The organism is Bacillus sp. LH1 (assembly GCF_057924895.1).
Window position 1 is genome coordinate 4,327,164 of sequence record NZ_CM175007.1, and the last position, 16,413, is coordinate 4,343,576.

At 36.7% G+C, this 16,413-nt stretch carries 19 protein-coding genes and 1 other annotated feature; all 19 genes read right to left on the reverse strand.

The annotated features are described in order from the left end of the window. Window positions 1–44: 44 nt before the first annotated feature. A complete protein-coding gene (locus tag ACX9TM_RS22400) occupies window positions 45–1,967 on the reverse strand; it encodes an ABC transporter permease (RefSeq protein WP_001011407.1) in 1,923 nt (640 codons plus the stop codon). Then, window positions 1,942–2,718: an ABC transporter ATP-binding protein gene (locus ACX9TM_RS22405; RefSeq protein WP_000114529.1), complete on the reverse strand. Its 777-nt coding sequence runs from the start codon at window positions 2,716–2,718 to the stop codon at window positions 1,942–1,944. The genes ACX9TM_RS22400 and ACX9TM_RS22405 overlap by 26 nt, the downstream gene beginning before the upstream one ends. Window positions 2,719–2,811: 93 nt before the next feature. Next, on the reverse strand, window positions 2,812–3,894 hold the full coding sequence (locus ACX9TM_RS22410; protein ID WP_000865411.1) for a HAMP domain-containing histidine kinase: 1,083 nt from the start codon (window positions 3,892–3,894) through the stop codon (window positions 2,812–2,814). Then, entirely contained in the window at window positions 3,884–4,591 is a 708-nt protein-coding gene (locus ACX9TM_RS22415; protein WP_000276723.1) for a response regulator transcription factor, read from the reverse strand. The genes ACX9TM_RS22410 and ACX9TM_RS22415 overlap by 11 nt, the downstream gene beginning before the upstream one ends. 139 nt (window positions 4,592–4,730) lie before the next feature. Next, complete coding sequence (gene obgE, locus ACX9TM_RS22420; RefSeq protein WP_000497128.1) at window positions 4,731–6,017, reverse strand: GTPase ObgE; 1,287 nt, start codon at window positions 6,015–6,017, stop codon at window positions 4,731–4,733. Further along, the gene (locus ACX9TM_RS22425; protein WP_001003584.1) at window positions 6,017–6,565 is read right to left on the reverse strand and encodes a sporulation initiation phosphotransferase B; all 549 of its coding nucleotides are present in this window, start codon (window positions 6,563–6,565) and stop codon (window positions 6,017–6,019) included. Before ACX9TM_RS22425 ends, obgE begins: the two co-directional genes overlap by 1 nt. Before the next feature lie 63 nt (window positions 6,566–6,628). Then, window positions 6,629–6,919 carry a 50S ribosomal protein L27 gene (gene rpmA / locus ACX9TM_RS22430; RefSeq protein WP_000944958.1) on the reverse strand — a complete coding sequence of 97 codons (291 nt, stop codon included), beginning with the start codon at window positions 6,917–6,919 and terminating at the stop codon, window positions 6,629–6,631. 3 nt (window positions 6,920–6,922) lie between these two features. Beyond that, on the reverse strand, window positions 6,923–7,267 hold the full coding sequence (locus ACX9TM_RS22435; RefSeq protein WP_001973720.1) for a ribosomal-processing cysteine protease Prp: 345 nt from the start codon (window positions 7,265–7,267) through the stop codon (window positions 6,923–6,925). An 11-nt stretch (window positions 7,268–7,278) separates the two neighbouring features. Then, complete coding sequence (rplU, locus tag ACX9TM_RS22440; protein ID WP_000270907.1) at window positions 7,279–7,587, reverse strand: 50S ribosomal protein L21; 309 nt, start codon at window positions 7,585–7,587, stop codon at window positions 7,279–7,281. A 14-nt stretch (window positions 7,588–7,601) separates the two neighbouring features. Further along, window positions 7,602–7,679 (reverse strand) — a sequence feature (ribosomal protein L21 leader region). Between the two features lie 77 nt (window positions 7,680–7,756). Beyond that, window positions 7,757–9,145 (reverse strand): Rne/Rng family ribonuclease, encoded by a 1,389-nt coding sequence (locus ACX9TM_RS22445; protein ID WP_063220489.1) that lies wholly within the window; start codon window positions 9,143–9,145, stop codon window positions 7,757–7,759. A 67-nt stretch (window positions 9,146–9,212) separates the two neighbouring features. After that, window positions 9,213–10,073 (reverse strand): stage IV sporulation intramembrane metalloprotease SpoIVFB, encoded by an 861-nt coding sequence (gene spoIVFB / locus ACX9TM_RS22450; RefSeq protein WP_000599059.1) that lies wholly within the window; start codon window positions 10,071–10,073, stop codon window positions 9,213–9,215. After that, window positions 10,066–10,812, reverse strand: a complete 747-nt coding sequence (gene spoIVFA, locus ACX9TM_RS22455) for a stage IV sporulation protein SpoIVFA (RefSeq protein ID WP_000797471.1) — start codon at window positions 10,810–10,812, stop codon at window positions 10,066–10,068. The genes spoIVFB and spoIVFA overlap by 8 nt, the downstream gene beginning before the upstream one ends. Before the next feature lie 133 nt (window positions 10,813–10,945). Beyond that, window positions 10,946–11,743: a septum site-determining protein MinD gene (gene minD, locus ACX9TM_RS22460; protein WP_000503309.1), complete on the reverse strand. Its 798-nt coding sequence runs from the start codon at window positions 11,741–11,743 to the stop codon at window positions 10,946–10,948. Between the two features lie 2 nt (window positions 11,744–11,745). Continuing rightward, window positions 11,746–12,432: a septum site-determining protein MinC gene (minC, locus tag ACX9TM_RS22465; protein ID WP_000391521.1), complete on the reverse strand. Its 687-nt coding sequence runs from the start codon at window positions 12,430–12,432 to the stop codon at window positions 11,746–11,748. Between the two features lie 35 nt (window positions 12,433–12,467). Next, window positions 12,468–13,013, reverse strand: coding sequence for a rod shape-determining protein MreD (gene mreD / locus ACX9TM_RS22470; protein WP_000975766.1), 546 nt, complete (start codon window positions 13,011–13,013; stop codon window positions 12,468–12,470). Between the two features lie 14 nt (window positions 13,014–13,027). Continuing rightward, window positions 13,028–13,879 (reverse strand): rod shape-determining protein MreC, encoded by an 852-nt coding sequence (mreC, locus tag ACX9TM_RS22475; protein WP_001135488.1) that lies wholly within the window; start codon window positions 13,877–13,879, stop codon window positions 13,028–13,030. Between the two features lie 41 nt (window positions 13,880–13,920). After that, a complete protein-coding gene (mreB, locus tag ACX9TM_RS22480; RefSeq protein WP_000466736.1) occupies window positions 13,921–14,940 on the reverse strand; it encodes a cell shape-determining protein MreB in 1,020 nt (339 codons plus the stop codon). A 157-nt stretch (window positions 14,941–15,097) separates the two neighbouring features. Further along, window positions 15,098–15,775 (reverse strand): RadC family protein, encoded by a 678-nt coding sequence (gene radC / locus ACX9TM_RS22485; protein ID WP_001013390.1) that lies wholly within the window; start codon window positions 15,773–15,775, stop codon window positions 15,098–15,100. 46 nt (window positions 15,776–15,821) lie between these two features. Continuing rightward, window positions 15,822–16,397, reverse strand: coding sequence for a Maf family protein (locus tag ACX9TM_RS22490; RefSeq protein ID WP_001226290.1), 576 nt, complete (start codon window positions 16,395–16,397; stop codon window positions 15,822–15,824). Window positions 16,398–16,413: the final 16 nt, after the last annotated feature.

Genomic DNA, 16,413 nt, shown 5'->3' on the forward strand with positions numbered 1-16,413 from the left:
GTCCTCCTGTAACTTACTGCATAGGCAAAAAGCTAGAGGTTCCCCTAGCTTTTTACGTGTTTTAAATATCCTCTTTGCGCGATCATAAAGTAAATGGCAGAAGCTAAAATGTATGCTCCAATTACAAGCGCACCTGATTTCCATAAATCAATATAAAGCATTTTCCCTAACGTATGAAGAGCAACTCCACTATGAATGGAACCGATTAAAATTGGGATAAAGAAGATAACTCCCATTTGTCGAATCGCAATTTTGCGAATTTCTTTATCTGTCATACCGATTCTCTTTAACGATTTAAATTGAATACGATCTTGTTCTTTATCGTTAAACCATTTAAAGTATGTCATACTACAAGCGAAGAAGAAGAACAGTACCGCTACGAAGAAACCGATGAACATTGTAATTGCTCCACCTTCTCTTATATCCTTATACGCAAACACTGAATTTCTCAATTCTCCTTGCTTTTCTGGTGCAATTTCATTTTTCAAATCTAATACAAGATTTTCTGTATTTTTCCAATCCTCGATATAATAACCGTAATATTTCGTCTTTTCTTCATCTGGTACGAGTTTTGCATATTTCTCAAAATCTTGATCATTTACAATAAGATATTCACTATCATTAAAAACAGAATACTGCGTTGGATTATTTAATTGAACAGACTGCTTTTGCCCGTTAATTGTAAATTCATACGGTTTCGTACGATCTATCTTCATCAGTTCATTTGACATATCAACCATAACCATCGTTGCACTACCTGGTGCATTATGAACTTCTGTAGGTTGCTCTCTCTTTTGTTTGCGCACTTCTGCATTATATTCTTTTTCTGAAATAATCGTCATCGGTACTTCATGTTCACTATTAAACAACGTTATTTTCTGTGTTGCCGGTAGTTTAACGTAGGTTACTTTTCGCGCATCTTCAAACCCGTGTCTCTTCACAAGCTCCTGTACCTTTTCTTCATTAATAAGATTATGCGTATTTAACCCCTTTTCCTCATATGAAATAGCATGTGGTGTAAGTTCTACCGTTTTCGCACTCATATTTTCAAAATATACGTACAGTGTACCTACTGCTGAAGATACTACCGCCGTAATAATAGAAATTACAAATAGAAAACGAGCATTATCTTTCATTTTATAAATAAGATTGCTAAGAACAAACATATTTGGATACGTATAGAAAGATTGCTTTCTTTTTTGTAATGCTTTTAATACAACTGTACTACCTTGTGTAAATAATAAATACGTTCCGCCAATTGTCAGTCCTACCACCGGTAAAAAGAGGATGAGGAAATTCAGAAACGTTACTTGGAAGCTAAGTACATATGCAGCAATAATACATCCTATACCAACTACACATAACCATGTAAATGCAAACGGCTCTACTTTTTGCTTTCTAGCTTCTCTTAATAAATCAATAATTTGCAAGCGTCCTACTGTCCAAACGCTAAACAATGATAGGATTAAAAATAGGATAAAGTATACGCCAGCTGTAATAAGAACTGCTTTACTATTCCAAACAAGTGGAAGTGTCTTATCTATTTTCAATAATACGCTTAACGCTTGGAAAAATAATTTTGAACAAAGCATTCCAACCCCAATACCAATTACAATTGCAATACTACCTAACATCAGTTGCTCTAATATAATCATTCGGCCGATCTGCGATTTCGTTCCACCTATTAATGTTAGTAGACCAAACTCTTTTTTTCTTGCTCGTAAAAACGTTGAATTTGCATATAAAATAAAGAGTGCCGAGAAGATGACCACAATATAATTCATCGATTCTAATCCTTTTGTGATCATCTTTCTCATACTAATATTACCGCTTACGACATCTGGATGATAAATAAAAGAAGCATACATGAAAAATACGACAATCGATAAACAACTACTTATAAGAAACGCTTTATAGTTACGCCAATTTCCTTTTACGTTATTAAGCGCGAGCTGGCGAAAGTTCATGATATTCTCCTCCTAGCATCGCAAGTACGTCCAGAATTTCTTGGAAAAAGGCTTGTTTCGTTCTTCCTTTATGTATTTCCGAGAAAATTTCCCCATCGCGTATGAAAAGGATACGTTCACAATAACTAGCCGCTACTGGATCGTGCGTAACCATTGCAATCGTTACTTTCTTTTGCTCGTGTAAATCTTGCAGAGCGCCCATTAGCGATTTCGCTGACTTCGAGTCTAAGTTTCCAGTTGGCTCATCTGCTAAAATTAACGTCGGTTCATGAATGATTGCTCTCGCTGCTGCTGCACGTTGTTGTTGTCCCCCAGATACTTCGTATACTTTTTTATTTAATATTTCTTCAATATTTAAGAACTTTGCAATCTCAAGCACTTTTGCATCTATTTCATTTACAGATTTCTTCGCCATTACAAGAGGTAAAATAATATTTTCTTTAATCGATAGCGTATCAAGTAAATTAAAATCTTGAAAGATGAACCCTAAATGTGTACGGCGAAACTCCGCTAATTTTGCAGCACGCATTTGATTAATTTCTTCACCATTTACAAGCACATGACCTGAAGTTTGCTTATCAATTGTTGCTAATAAATTTAAAAGCGTCGTTTTCCCGCTTCCTGAAGGACCCATAATCCCTACAAATTCGCCTTCTTCTATTTTAAAATTTATATCGTTTAAAGCAGTCGTCGCTACTGAACCTTTTGATTGGTACACCTTCGTTAATCCTTTTACTTCAAGAACACTCATTTCTAATCCCCCTACGTGTTTTCTTCTTACATTTACTATAAGAAAAATAAGAAAAAGAAACGAGTGATTTCCCTTACAAAACGTTTTGTTATCTTACAGTTTTGTCATTTTTCTCATCAATGTATGATATTCTTCATCTTTTGCAAATTGGAACGTGAATGTTGTCCCTTCTCCTTCAGCCGATTGGACATACATTCCATGATGTAAATTATCGCAAATTTCCTTCGTAATATATAACCCCATTCCAGTCGCTTCTCTCGTTTTACGGCCATTTACCCCCGTAAAGAATGGATCAAATATGCGCTTTACATCTTGCTCTGGAATACCGATTCCATTGTCCTTAATATGTAATAACACCTTTTGGTCTTTCTCTTCAATTTGAAATTGAATTTCCTTTTTCTCTGCCGCTGAAATTTTCGTATACTTAATTGCATTTACAACGATTTGACCTATAGCAATACTTAGCCATTTTCTATCAGAGGCAACCATACAAGTATCTTCTTCAAACATCACTTTCGGAAATACAGACGATTGAATGAAGGATTTCCGATTTTCATTAATAATACCTCGCACGACATCTATAACATTTACTACTTCTACCTTATAATCTTTCGCAAACTGCTCTAGTCTTGCCATATGTAACGCTAAATCTAAACCATTTAGTATACGGTTATTTTCTTCACGAATACTTTCAACTGTTGCTCTTGCCTCACGATGCTCTTTGCCAAACTTTTGCAGCAATAATTCAATAACAGATACTGGTGTTTTCATTTGGTGAATCCATTGGTTCATAAATATCATTTGCTGTTGCTCTTTCGCATGCTGTTTATGAACTTCATTCATATATTGCTGTCTTAATAACGTAAAAGATTCAACGACCATTTCTTGCTCTGATGTATAAGATTCATCAATAAGTAAAGAGTCATGTAATGTATTTCCACCAGTAACATACTTTTCGATCCTCTTTAAAAACACACTCCGTTTTCGGTAATCGTAAATGAGGTATACAGTAAACACAACTGTTCCTAATAAAAGTCCATATAACCACGTACTCCAATCAATGGATCGCTTTTCTAAAAGACTTTGCAACTGTAAAACGAGCCCAAATAAACAAAGGCTAACAATATAAGAAAGAATTAAAGAAAAGCGGTCCATGAGGTAATTTTTAACCTTCATGCCCTTCGCCCCACTCCGTAAGAAGCGCATAACCATATCCACGTTTCGTTACAATTGCATTTTTAATGCCTAACTCCTCTAGTTTCTTCCTTACACGTTTTACATTTACGGTTAATGTATTATCATCCACAAATGCTACTTCATCCCATAGAGCTTCTAACAGTTCTTCGCGCGTTACATATTGATTCACCTGTTTCATTAAACACTCTAATAAGTAAAACTCATTTTTTGTCAGTTCAGTTTGTTGTCCTTGCCACTCAACAATATGCTGAGACGGGAATAACAACAGTCCATTTACACCTAAACAATCACTCTCAGCAGCAGAAGCATACTCTCCGTAACCACGGCGAAGCGCACTCTTCACCTTTGCCATTACGATATCTAAATGGAATGGCTTCGTAATATAATCATCGCCGCCATTTTCAATCGCCATTACTTGGTCCATTTCTCCTGTTCTTGCAGAAACAAAAATAATTGGCGCATTCGATACAGTACGAATTTGACGACACCAATAAAAACCGTCAAAGTACGGTAAATTAATATCAAGTAACACGAGATGAGGATTCACTTTTACAAACTCATCTTTTATTTGACGTAAATCACTTGCTCTAAATGATTGATAGCCATATCTTTCTAAATGCTCTTCTAATATTCCCGCGATTTTCTCATCATCTTCTACAATTAATATTTTATACATGTTCGTTTTCTCCCCATAAAAAATTCTTCTAAAAACCACTCCCTTTTTATTATAAATTGAAAATTTAATTAGTGGGGATTTTTTCCTATATAAATCCGATTTTTACGATATAAAAAAAGACTGCCGTATTTCGGCAGTCTTAATCGATAAATTCAAATTCATATTCAAGAATTTTTACAATATCTCCGTCTTTTGCACCACGTGCACGAAGCGCTTCATCAATACCCATTCCGCGCATTTGACGAGCGAAACGACGTACAGATTCATCACGTGAGAAGTCTGTCATCTTGAATGTTTTCTCGATATCGTAACCAGAGATAACAAACGTGCCATCACTTTCACGTGTAATTTCAAATTTAACACCTTCAGTATCAAATTTGTACATTACACTTGTATCAGACTCATCCGCAACTTCATGTATTGGGAATTCTGGTGTTGTTTCTATTAAGTTCGCTACTTCAAACAGTAAGTCACGAACACCTTGTCTTGTTACAGCTGAGATTGGGAAGATTTTTACTTCGTCTCCCACTTTCTCTTTAAATGCTTGTAAGTTTTCTTCTGCATCTGGCATATCCATTTTGTTTGCAACAACAACTTGCGGACGCTCAGTTAAGCGAAGATTGTATTCTTTCAATTCATTATTAATCGTTACGTAATCTTCATATGGATCACGGCCTTCTAAACCAGACATATCAATAACATGCACGATTACACGTGTACGCTCAATATGACGTAAGAATTGGTGTCCAAGTCCGACGCCAGCATGTGCGCCTTCAATTAGTCCTGGAAGGTCAGCCATAACGAAGCTGCGGTTATCACCAGTTTCAACAACACCAAGATTCGGAACGATTGTTGTGAAGTGATACTCTGCAATTTTCGGACGCGCTGATGATACAACAGATAATAATGTAGATTTACCTACACTTGGGAATCCAACAAGTCCAACGTCTGCTAGTACTTTAAGTTCTAGAATAACATCACGCTCTTGACCTGGTTCCCCGTTCTCAGCGATTTCTGGCGCTGGGTTCGTAGCTGTTGCGAAACGTGAGTTACCACGGCCACCACGGCCACCTTTTGCAATTACAGCAGTTTGTCCATGCGTTACTAAATCGGCAAGAATTTGACCAGTTTTTTCATCTTTTACTACTGTTCCTGGCGGAACCTTTACAAGTAAATCTTCAGATTTACGTCCGTGCTGACCTTTACTCATTCCGTGCTGACCGCGATCAGCTTTGAAATGACGTTGGTAGCGGAAGTCCATTAATGTACGTAAGCCTTCCTCAACTACGAAAACAACATCTGCACCTTTACCTCCGTCGCCACCTGCTGGGCCACCTTTTGGTACATACTTCTCACGACGATACGCAACCATACCATTACCACCGTCGCCGCCTTTTACATATATCTTGACCTGATCTACAAACATTATTTCACCACACTTTTTTCAATTGGTTGTAATATAACTGAGACTTCTTCGTCTCGCACTGTATAAGAAATGGAATACCATTTATTGTTTTGGGTCGCAAGCCAATTCTGTAGTTCTTCTACACTCGTTAGCTTACCACGAAAATCAAAAAAGAAACGAGCATTATCCGCGTCACATTCAATTGTGATACAAACATAATTTTCAACATATACGTCTAAACTATGCTGAAGCATCGAGAAAAATTGATTCGTCCATGTACATACAGTCTCATCTAAGTGAGATAAGTTATGTAATTTCCCTAATACTTCGTACTCCAATAAGCACGGCTGCTGTTTCCAATTATATGTTAAAATCCACTCTGAAAATAAAGGCATTGATAGCCCCATCAGATTGGATTCTTGTCTCGCTTCTTGGACAAAACGATCGATGAGACTATGAATTTCTTCCACTTTTCCAAGGGAAAGGTTTCCTTTCACCATCTGCATACGATTGAGCCAATCATGTCTTGAATGGCGCAATGCATCTATAATTGTCCATTTTTCATTCATTTAGATACCCCTTAATATAGAAAAACTCTAACCTGCACTCAGGTTAGAGTTTTCCGTGAGTTCTTATGCTTCTTGAGCAACAGGATATACGCTCACTTGTTTGCGGTCACGACCAAGACGCTCAAAGCGTACTACGCCGTCAACTTTCGCGTATAAAGTGTCATCGCCACCACGACCAACGTTAACACCTGGATAAATTTTTGTACCGCGTTGACGGTAAAGAATTGAACCACCTGTAACCGTTTGACCATCTGCGCGTTTAGCACCAAGACGTTTTGACTGAGAGTCACGACCGTTCTTTGTACTACCTACACCTTTCTTAGATGCGAAAAACTGAAGATCTAATCTTAACATACGTTACACCTCCTGCACTTTTTCTATTAAACGGATATACTTTCCGTAATCAAGTTCGATCGTCTTAAGCGAAACAACTAATCCTTCTAAAAGCGTTTGTGCTTTTTCTGCTGCATGAACGTCTAAATCATTAGGCAATTCATACGTTAAGAATCCGCCATCACTTCCGAGTTCAATAGTTGCTTGCACATTACAAAGTTCTTCCACTGCATTTATAGAACCAAACACAACCGCTGTAGTTCCAGCACAGACAAGGTCTTGTCCATGTGGCGCATAATCGGCATGTCCAGTCATTTTAAATGATTGGATACTTCCTAATTTCGTGCGACTTATCGTAATTTTAATCATGTTAACCAGAATTAAGCGTTGATAGCTTCAACAACTAGCTTAGTGTAAGGTTGACGATGACCTTGTTTCTTACGATTGTTCTTTTTCGCTTTGTATTTGAAAACGATGATTTTCTTAGCGCGACCTTGTTTTTCAACTTTCGCAGTAACTGTTGCACCTTCTACAACTGGGCTACCAACTTTAACGTTTTCGCCACCAACGAAAAGAACTTTGTCAAAAGTAACAGTTTCACCAGCTTCAACATCTAATTTTTCAATGTAGATTGCTTGACCAGCTTCAACTTTAATTTGTTTTCCACCTGTTTCGATAATTGCGTACATACTTGCACCTCCTCTTAATTACTAAGACTCGCCAAAAACGAGGTAGACATAAATGCCTTTAGGGAACCTGTCTTGTGCGGTTGTAGCATATAGCCGTTTAGGTGCTATAAACTATAACATAAAGATGTTATCATGAATCATAGACGGTTGTCAATAAATGTTCTGCTAACTATTTTTTCCGTTCTACAATTTCTTTTTTACTTCCAAAACGAACGATAGCATACTTTTCGATAATATCATCTTTGAAATAAATTTCAAATGGAATATTTTTTTGTAATCCTTTTTGCAAAAACTGTTTTTGCAGTTCTTTAGGCGCAGCGATTAATACTGCTTCATCTTCTATATTGCCATATGTGATTAGTTCTCTCTCTAACTCATACGCAATTGTTTCATGCGACATCATATAACCCGTCGCTTTGCAAGGTACACACTCTTTTAATAATACGTCCCGTAAAGAATGCTTTTTACGTTTACGTGTCATTTCCAAAATCCCTAGCTCCGTAAAGCCGAGCACCCTTGTATATGTTCGGTCACCTTGCATAGCAGCTATGAGACATTCTCTTACCTTTTCTTTATCTTCTCTTTTTTTCATATTAATAAAATCAATTAATATCATACCACCAATATCACGAAGTCTTAATTGGCGTGCAATTTCTTCAGCGGCTAGCTCATTTGTGCGAAGTACTGTATCTTGTAAATTTTGTTTTCCCGTAAACTTGCCCGTATTCACATCAATTACAGTCATCGTCTCCATTTGTTCTACAATTAAATAAGCACCATTTGGAAGCCAAACAATTTTTTGGAGTGCTTTCTCAATCTCACGCTCTATTCCAAAATAGTTAAACATCGAAGACTTTTCATTATAAAAAGATACTTTTTCTTTTCCAACTTTGTCTTCTAATTCCTTTACTATACTTCTTGTATCTACAACTACTTTTTCAATTGTTTCAATTGGATTCTCTTGAAATACACGATCTAAAAAGGTCGCCGGTCGATGAAGTAATAACGGCACCTTTCCTTGACCCTCTTTTCTTTTTAACTCTTCATACAACTGTTGTAACCCTTGCATTTCAGCTTGTATTTCTTCAATTGCTCCTTTTTCAGAAGCAGAACGAAAAATGTACCCCCCCGTTCCCTCTATTTCAATTTGGAGTAACTGTTGTCTTCTTTTATTATTTTTTATTTTTCGAGAAACAGCGCGCATCTCATCAAACGGCATATAAACGACATATTTCCCGGTAAATTCTATATTCGCTGTCAATTTAGGCCCTTTCGTATCAATTGCCTCTTTCACAACTTGTACGAGTATCGCTTGCCCTTCATGTATACGATAAGAAGATGGTACATCATCGTATGAAAGGTAAGCATGTTTTTCTAAACCGATGTTTACAAAAGCTGCATTCATTCCAGCAATTGTTCTTACGACACGTCCAACATAAATATGCCCAACAACCTCTTGCTCTTCATTACGTTTCCATAAAAACTCAACAATCTTTTTCTTCTCTTCAATTGCAACGCGCTTTTCCGAACCAGCGTAATTCACATATAACGTTTTCAAAATTATTTCCTCACTTTATAATCTTCTTTGCTTTTACAATAATAAAAGGTTAGTGCTATCGTCAACACTAACCGATTAATTCTTCAACTGATGAAGTTGTTCGTTTTTCAGTAAAATATGCATAGAGCAATTCATTTTCATCCAATGTGTAATGCTCTTTATATTTTCCACGGACGATAATAGAATGCTTATATCCTCTACGAAATTTTGTGAAGATCGTATATAAACGATCTTCCGTTCGCACTTCAATAGGTGCAATCTTTTCGATTCCTCTTTTGTTTCCATAATAACGTTCTAATAAAAAACGCATAAATGCATACCGTCTTTGTTTCCACTCTTGATATAATGACACTGCTAAAAATATGAGTAGTACCCACATCATAATATTGTTACTATTCCAAAGTAACTGCCATCCTAATATTACACTAAAAAAAACACATGACAATTGCATCATCTTTTCATGTGCTTGTAAATAAGGGAAACGATATGATAATACATTAAACAATACTTTCCCGCCATCTAACGGCCAAATAGGAAGTAAATTGAATGCTAAAATAATTATATTATTCCACATGAAGAAATAATATAAATCTGCATTCAGCCAACCAGCTTTGAACAACATATAACCTACCAGCATCATCCAAACATGTTGAATCGGTCCTGCAATTACGACAACAAGTTCCTCTTTCAATGACTTATTACCATGTTCCTCAAGCTCGGCAACGCCACCAAACGGCAAAAGCTGAATTCTTTTTATACGCCAATTATAGTGTGCTGCTGCAAAAGCATGCCCAAGTTCATGAATAAGAACAATACAAAATAACAGTAGTAACTCTTTAAAACGCGCAGTAAAAATACCAATGACAATAATAACCCAAAATAATGGATGCACGGAAATTTTCGTTAAAACGTCCCTATATTTAATCAAATGATATCACCTGGATCGGATCAATAAATTTCTCATTCTTTTTTATCGCGAAATAAAACTTTCCATTTTTATCATTTGTATCATTACTCACCGTTCCAATTTTTTGTTTCTTTGAAACGTAATCATATAATTTCACTGACATATCGTTTAAGTTTGCATACCATGACTCCGTACCATCTGCATGTTGAATTTGAACTGTATTTCCAAGTTCCTCTTTCTTGCCTGCAAAAACAACTAACCCTTCATTTACTGACTCCACTTTTGCATTTGTAGCTGTTTGGACAAATACACCTTGGCCATTTTTTTGAAACCCTTGCATTACCTTTCCAGAAGCAGGAATTGCATAATCTTTTTGCTGAATACTTCCTTCTTTTTTCTCGTTCGGCGAATAGAATACAAGCGGTTTTCCAAATTGCTTTTCGTACCATTTCGCTACAGTAGCAAACTGAAATTCCTCTTTCATCACTTTTTCTGTAACAGCTTTAGCTCCATTGAATGAAGAAGGAGCATTCTTATATAAAATAGCAACCGAAAGAACTAATATTGCTGATAATAAAACTTTGAAGAAAAAGACTTCCTTTCGAAATAAAGGATGCATTTCCTTTTCTCCATCTTCAATAAATACTGCTTCACTATCAAAATTCCCTCCGTTAAAATACTGCTCTTCCTCCATCCTTTCTTGCTCGGCCTTCCTTTTTGCAATCCGCTTTTTAATTTCTTCTACGCGTCTATTCTTCATACTGTCTCCTTTCTTTCGTTAAGCTAATTTCATTAGAAACAGTTGTATACAGTTTGTACATATGTATGAGCTAAGAAAGAAAGATATTCGTGTGAAGAAAAAAGAAAGCACCTCGCATATGTGCGAAGTGCTCTTAACGGATTCCAAAGAAGTTTTTCACCTTTGCAAATACCGATACCTTTTCTTGTTCAAATGCTTGTAATGGTACATTCTCACCTAACAAGCGTCTTGCAATATTACGATAAGCCAACGCTGCTTTTCCGCTTGGTTGCAACGCCACAGGTTCACCTGTATTTGTAGCTCGAATAACTTCATCGTCATCTTCGACAACACCAAGAAGCTCGATTGACAATGTACGTACAATTTCATCAACATCTAACATATCCTGTTCATGAAGCATATGACTACGTACACGGTTAATAACAAGTTTGGGTGGTTCAATATCCTCTTTTTCTAAAAGCCCAATAATACGATCCGCATCGCGCATTGAGGATACTTCTGGAGTCGTAACAACGATTGCTTTATCCGCACCAGCTACCGCATTTTTAAATCCCTGCTCAATCCCCGCAGGACAATCGATTAATATGTAATCATAATCTTGACGTAATACTTGTATTAATTCATCCATTTGTTCAGGTGTTACCGCTGATTTATCACTCGTTTGTGCTGCAGGTAATAAATAAAGATCATCAAAACGTTTGTCTTTAATAAGAGCCTGAGGTAAACGGCAACGCCCTTCAACGACATCAACAAGATCAAATACAATACGATTTTCCAGCCCCATTACTACGTCTAAATTTCGAAGACCGATATCTGTGTCAATTAAGCACACTTTCTTTCCAGATAACGCTAGGGCCGTACCAATGTTCGCAGATGTAGTAGTTTTACCTACTCCGCCTTTTCCAGATGTAATTACTATTGCCTCTCCCACAGCTATACAATTCCCCTTTCTAACTTTGTTAAATTAGGTCTAAGATGAGTGAGAAGTTGCAGGCGATCGACAACAATGTGATTGTTCTCATTAATATACGCACATTCTGCCGCCTCCGCTCCGTCTTCTTTCTCTTCCGGAGCCCGCATTGCCACATCACTAATTCGAAGTTGCATCGGGTTCATAACAGATGCAGCGATTACAGCATCCGAATCCCCATAATACCCAGCATGTGCAATTCCTCTTAATGATCCTACGACAAAAATATTCCCCCCAGCGATAACCGTTCCGCCTGGATTAACATCTCCAATTAACAACAAATTTCCTTTTACATGTAAAACTTGTCCAGAGCGAACAATTTTGGAAATAGGGACAATTTCTGTTTCTTCTTTCCAAGCTATTGCTTCTGCTTTAGTGATAACATCACTTTCAATTGAATCCACAACAAGATTCTTTTTATTACGAATTAACGTACGAATCTCTTCTTGTTGGACTTCTGTTAAATAACGATTTCCTACTTTCACATGCACTTCAATTAAAGAGCGCCCATCACCATCGTAGTAATGTGTAGAAAGTTTTTCGTCTAATTCCATCAATAATTCTGAGAATGAACAACAATCATCTAAATGAAGCGTTATCCCATCTTTTGTCCCTTTTATCGTTACATTTTGTTGCTTTTTTTCTTCCACTAAAGTTCACCCCACCGATTCAATTCGACATAAAATTAGAAAATCCTTTTTTCTTTTTCTTCCATCGCTTTTGAAAGACGCACTATATATCGTCTCAGTGGGAAACAAACTATCAATAAGAAAATAGCATTTAACAATAAAGTAGAAAGGAGACGATCTGTGAAAAAGACATACGCTGGCATATGAGTACGTCCTAATAAAGTTAAGAATCCATACACATAATACTCTAGTGCTACAACGCTAGCTAATATGATAGAAACAACAATAAATAAATTCAATTGTAGTACTTTCATCACACTATATACTAAATAAGCTAAAATCGGATAAGCAAAAATATATATCCCGACAAGTTCTGTGTATACGGTATCAAATAAGAAGCCAAATAATAGTCCGTAATAAATCCCTTGGACCGGACTATAATACACTGTAATAAAACATAAGACGATTATAAAGAAATGCGGTGCTGCTATGCTGTCTTTCCAAAATACATCCGTTGGAACAACAGTAGCAAACATATTTTCAAATAGAAACACAAAAAGGAGCAAAAGAGGAAGAGCTGCTCTTTTTAATATCTTCATCATCTCTTCTTCTCCTCCTATTCTAATGGCGCTGAAGGTGTTGCACGTTTAGCAACCGTAATATGCTCTACGTCATTTAAATCAGCGGCAGGTTTTACATAAGCTGTTTTTGTTAAGCCATATGCATCCGGCTGAACTTCAACGATTTTTCCAATTACAAGACCTTTCGGGAAAATATCACCCAGTCCAGATGTTACAACTAGTTGATCTTTCTCTACCGGTGCATCAGAGCCAATCTTTGTGAAAAGAAGTAATTGCTTTTCTTTGTCATAACCTTCAATCAATCCAAAGATTTTCTCTTGCCCTTGTACAATAGCAGAAACGCGATTTGTTCGGCTCATAGAACTTAGTAATTCTACTGATGATGTAAACTGAGATACACTTTTCACTCTTCCAACTAACCCTTGTGAAGTTACTACAGCCATATCTTTTTTAATTCCTTGCTGTGCCCCTTTATCAATTCCAATTAAATCGTACCATTTATCTGGATTACGAGAAACAACAGTAGCTGGAATTTCAGTATACCCGCTATTTAACTCTTTTTTACCAGTTAGCTCTTGTAACTTCTTGTTATCATCTTCTAATTGTTTTACTTTCCCTGATAGACCTGCATAATTATCTAATTTTGCTTTTAATTCTTTATTCTCTTCATACGTGCGCTTTACATCCTCTACATTTTCGAAGAATCCAGCTACGTATTTCGCTGGCTTTTGGAATACACGTTCTACAACACCGACAGTATCTTTAACAAACTGCTCTGGCCATGTTAAACTGTTCCGTTCTTTCAATGAGATTCCAATCAATGCCACGAGAAGAATAATACTAACCAACAAAACAATTAATCTTTTGTTTAAGAAAAACTGTGGCACGTTCACACCCTCTTAATTTCACTGATTTTTATTTTGCAATATTATCGAGCAGCAGTTTTGAAAAGATCGATATTGTCTAATGCTTTACCTGTTCCAATTGCTACGCAATCTAATGGATCTTCTGCAACAAGAACTGGCATTTTCGTTTCTTCACTAATTACTTTATCTAAATTACGTAGTAATGCCCCGCCACCTGTTAATACGATACCGCGGTCCATAATATCAGCCGCTAATTCAGGTGGAGTTTTTTCTAACGTATTTTTAACTGATTCTACAATCGCATCTACTGTATCTTTTAATGCATCTGCAATTTCTTCTGGCTGAATTAGTACTGTTTTTGGTAAACCACTTACTAAATCACGACCGCGAATTTCCATAGGCTCGATACCTTCTGGCTCGCCTGCAGAACCAATTTCTAATTTTAATGCTTCAGCTGTTCTTTCACCGATCATTAAGTTATAGCTTTTCTTAATGTACTGAATGATTGAATCGTCCATATCATCACCAGCAACACGGACTGACTGGCTTGTTACAATACCACCTAGAGAAATAATTGCAACTTCTGTTGTACCGCCACCGATATCAACAACCATACTACCAGTTGGTTCCCAAACAGGTAAGTTTGCACCAATTGCTGCTGCAAATGGCTCTTCGATAGGATAAGCATCACGAGCACCCGCTTGACGAGTCGCATCGATTACTGCACGTCTTTCTACAGCTGTAATACCAGATGGTACACATACCATTACATACGGCTTACGTGAGAAGAAACCGTTTGATTTTTGAGCTTGTTGAATGTAATATTTCATCATTGTTGCAGTTGTTTCATAATCAGCAATTACACCGTCTTTCATCGGGCGAAGTGCCACAACGTTCCCTGGTGTACGACCAATCATTTGTTTTGCATCGCTACCTACAGCAACGATTTGTTTCGTATCAGTTTGTAACGCAACTACTGAAGGTTCACGTAAAACTACACCTTTTCCTTTTACATATACAAGCGTGTTCGCAGTTCCTAAGTCTATTCCAAGATCGCGAGTAAATCCACCAAATCCAAACATATTATTTATCTTCCTTTCTTGTTTTCACGGACTCATTTTTTCTTACTTTATATTATAAAAACAGTACGTTTTTTATATCTTTATCCTTTTTGTAGATAAATTTCTACAAAAAACTCATAAATCACATTATAAAACAAAATAAGTAAAAAGCATAGTCTTAAATATGACCTTTTTCCTTTAAACTCACGAATTTATGGTCACCTATTATAATATGATCAAGCACTTCAATTCCGATAATCTGGCCGCATTCTACTAAGCGTTTTGTTACTGCAATATCTTCACGGCTCGGCGTGGGATCTCCTGAGGGATGGTTATGAAGACATATGATAGAGGCTGCTGCACGACGGAAGGCTTCTTTAAAAACTTCCCTCGGGTGTACAATTGACGTGTTTAAACTTCCAATAAAGATCGTTTGCCTATGTATAACTTGATTTTTTGTATTTAAATATAAACAAACAAAATGCTCTTGTTGTAAAAAACGCATTTCTTCCATCATGTATTTCGCACAATCTTCTGGACTTCGAATACTATATCTATTTTGATATTCTAAACGTACCATTCTTCTGCCTAGTTCAAAGGCTGCCATAAGTTGCGATGCCTTTGAAATCCCAATACCATGTATACTAATTAGCTCTTCTAATGTTGCATCTTTCAACATACGTAAGCCATCAAATTGATGTAAAATTTTATCTGACAACTTTAAAACTGTTTCTTCTTTAGAACCTGTTCTGAGTAACACTGCGAGAAGCTCTCGATTTGATAAACTTCCAGCACCTTCTAACAATAAACGCTCCCGTGGCTGTTCTTCTCTTACAACATCACGAATACCGTTCATCTCTCCACCCCTTTATTTGTTCTCTCAAAGAAAACCCCATGCAATTTTACGCATGGGTTACATCAATATCAAATTGTTTTAATTCCCGAACGAGACGTGCAATTGGTAAGCCAACTACACTATAGTAGTCCCCTTGAATATTTTGAACGAAAATAGATCCTTTACCTTGAATCCCATAACTACCGGCTTTATCAAAAGGTTCTTTCGACGCGACGTATGTATCAATTTCCTCTTCTGTTAACTCCCAAAATGTAACTTCTGTACGCTCATAAAAAGTAACCGTTTTTTCTTTTGCTATAATTGCAACACCTGTATACACTTCATGTGTTTTCCCTGATAGTAATTGCAACATCTCTTTCGCCTCATCCTCATTAGAAGGCTTACCAAGAATACGCGACTCATATGTAACAATTGTATCTGCACCTAACACAATGTGATCACTATTATTTTCTGCCACCGCTGATGCTTTTTGCAAGGCAAGCGACATTACAATATCAGAAGGCGATGAATATGCACCAATTGTTTCCTCTACTTCACTTACAACGATTTCAAATGGCACACTAGCTAACTCAAGCAATTCCTTCCTCCGAGGTGACCCTGAAGCTAAAATTATTTTTCTCATATTTTCTCCTTCCTTT

Bases quoted from the DNA above. Each gene is read 5' to 3' on its own strand.
- mreB (WP_000466736.1), bottom strand. From the start codon at position 14,940: ATGTTTGGATTTGGTGGATTTACTCGCGATCTTGGAATAGACTTAGGA.
- ACX9TM_RS22435 (WP_001973720.1), bottom strand. From the start codon at position 7,267: ATGATTAAAATTACGATAAGTCGCACGAAATTAGGAAGTATCCAATCA.
- rplU (WP_000270907.1), bottom strand. From the start codon at position 7,587: ATGTACGCAATTATCGAAACAGGTGGAAAACAAATTAAAGTTGAAGCT.
- ACX9TM_RS22400 (WP_001011407.1), bottom strand. From the start codon at position 1,967: ATGAACTTTCGCCAGCTCGCGCTTAATAACGTAAAAGGAAATTGGCGT.
- spoIVFA (WP_000797471.1), bottom strand. From the start codon at position 10,812: ATGAAGAATAGACGCGTAGAAGAAATTAAAAAGCGGATTGCAAAAAGG.
- rpmA (WP_000944958.1), bottom strand. From the start codon at position 6,919: ATGTTAAGATTAGATCTTCAGTTTTTCGCATCTAAGAAAGGTGTAGGT.
- radC (WP_001013390.1), bottom strand. From the start codon at position 15,775: ATGAACGGTATTCGTGATGTTGTAAGAGAAGAACAGCCACGGGAGCGT.
- ACX9TM_RS22490 (WP_001226290.1), bottom strand. From the start codon at position 16,397: ATGAGAAAAATAATTTTAGCTTCAGGGTCACCTCGGAGGAAGGAATTG.
- ACX9TM_RS22415 (WP_000276723.1), bottom strand. From the start codon at position 4,591: ATGTATAAAATATTAATTGTAGAAGATGATGAGAAAATCGCGGGAATA.
- ACX9TM_RS22425 (WP_001003584.1), bottom strand. From the start codon at position 6,565: ATGAATGAAAAATGGACAATTATAGATGCATTGCGCCATTCAAGACAT.
- ACX9TM_RS22405 (WP_000114529.1), bottom strand. From the start codon at position 2,718: ATGAGTGTTCTTGAAGTAAAAGGATTAACGAAGGTGTACCAATCAAAA.
- obgE (WP_000497128.1), bottom strand. From the start codon at position 6,017: ATGTTTGTAGATCAGGTCAAGATATATGTAAAAGGCGGCGACGGTGGT.
- ACX9TM_RS22410 (WP_000865411.1), bottom strand. From the start codon at position 3,894: ATGAAGGTTAAAAATTACCTCATGGACCGCTTTTCTTTAATTCTTTCT.
- mreD (WP_000975766.1), bottom strand. From the start codon at position 13,013: ATGATGAAGATATTAAAAAGAGCAGCTCTTCCTCTTTTGCTCCTTTTT.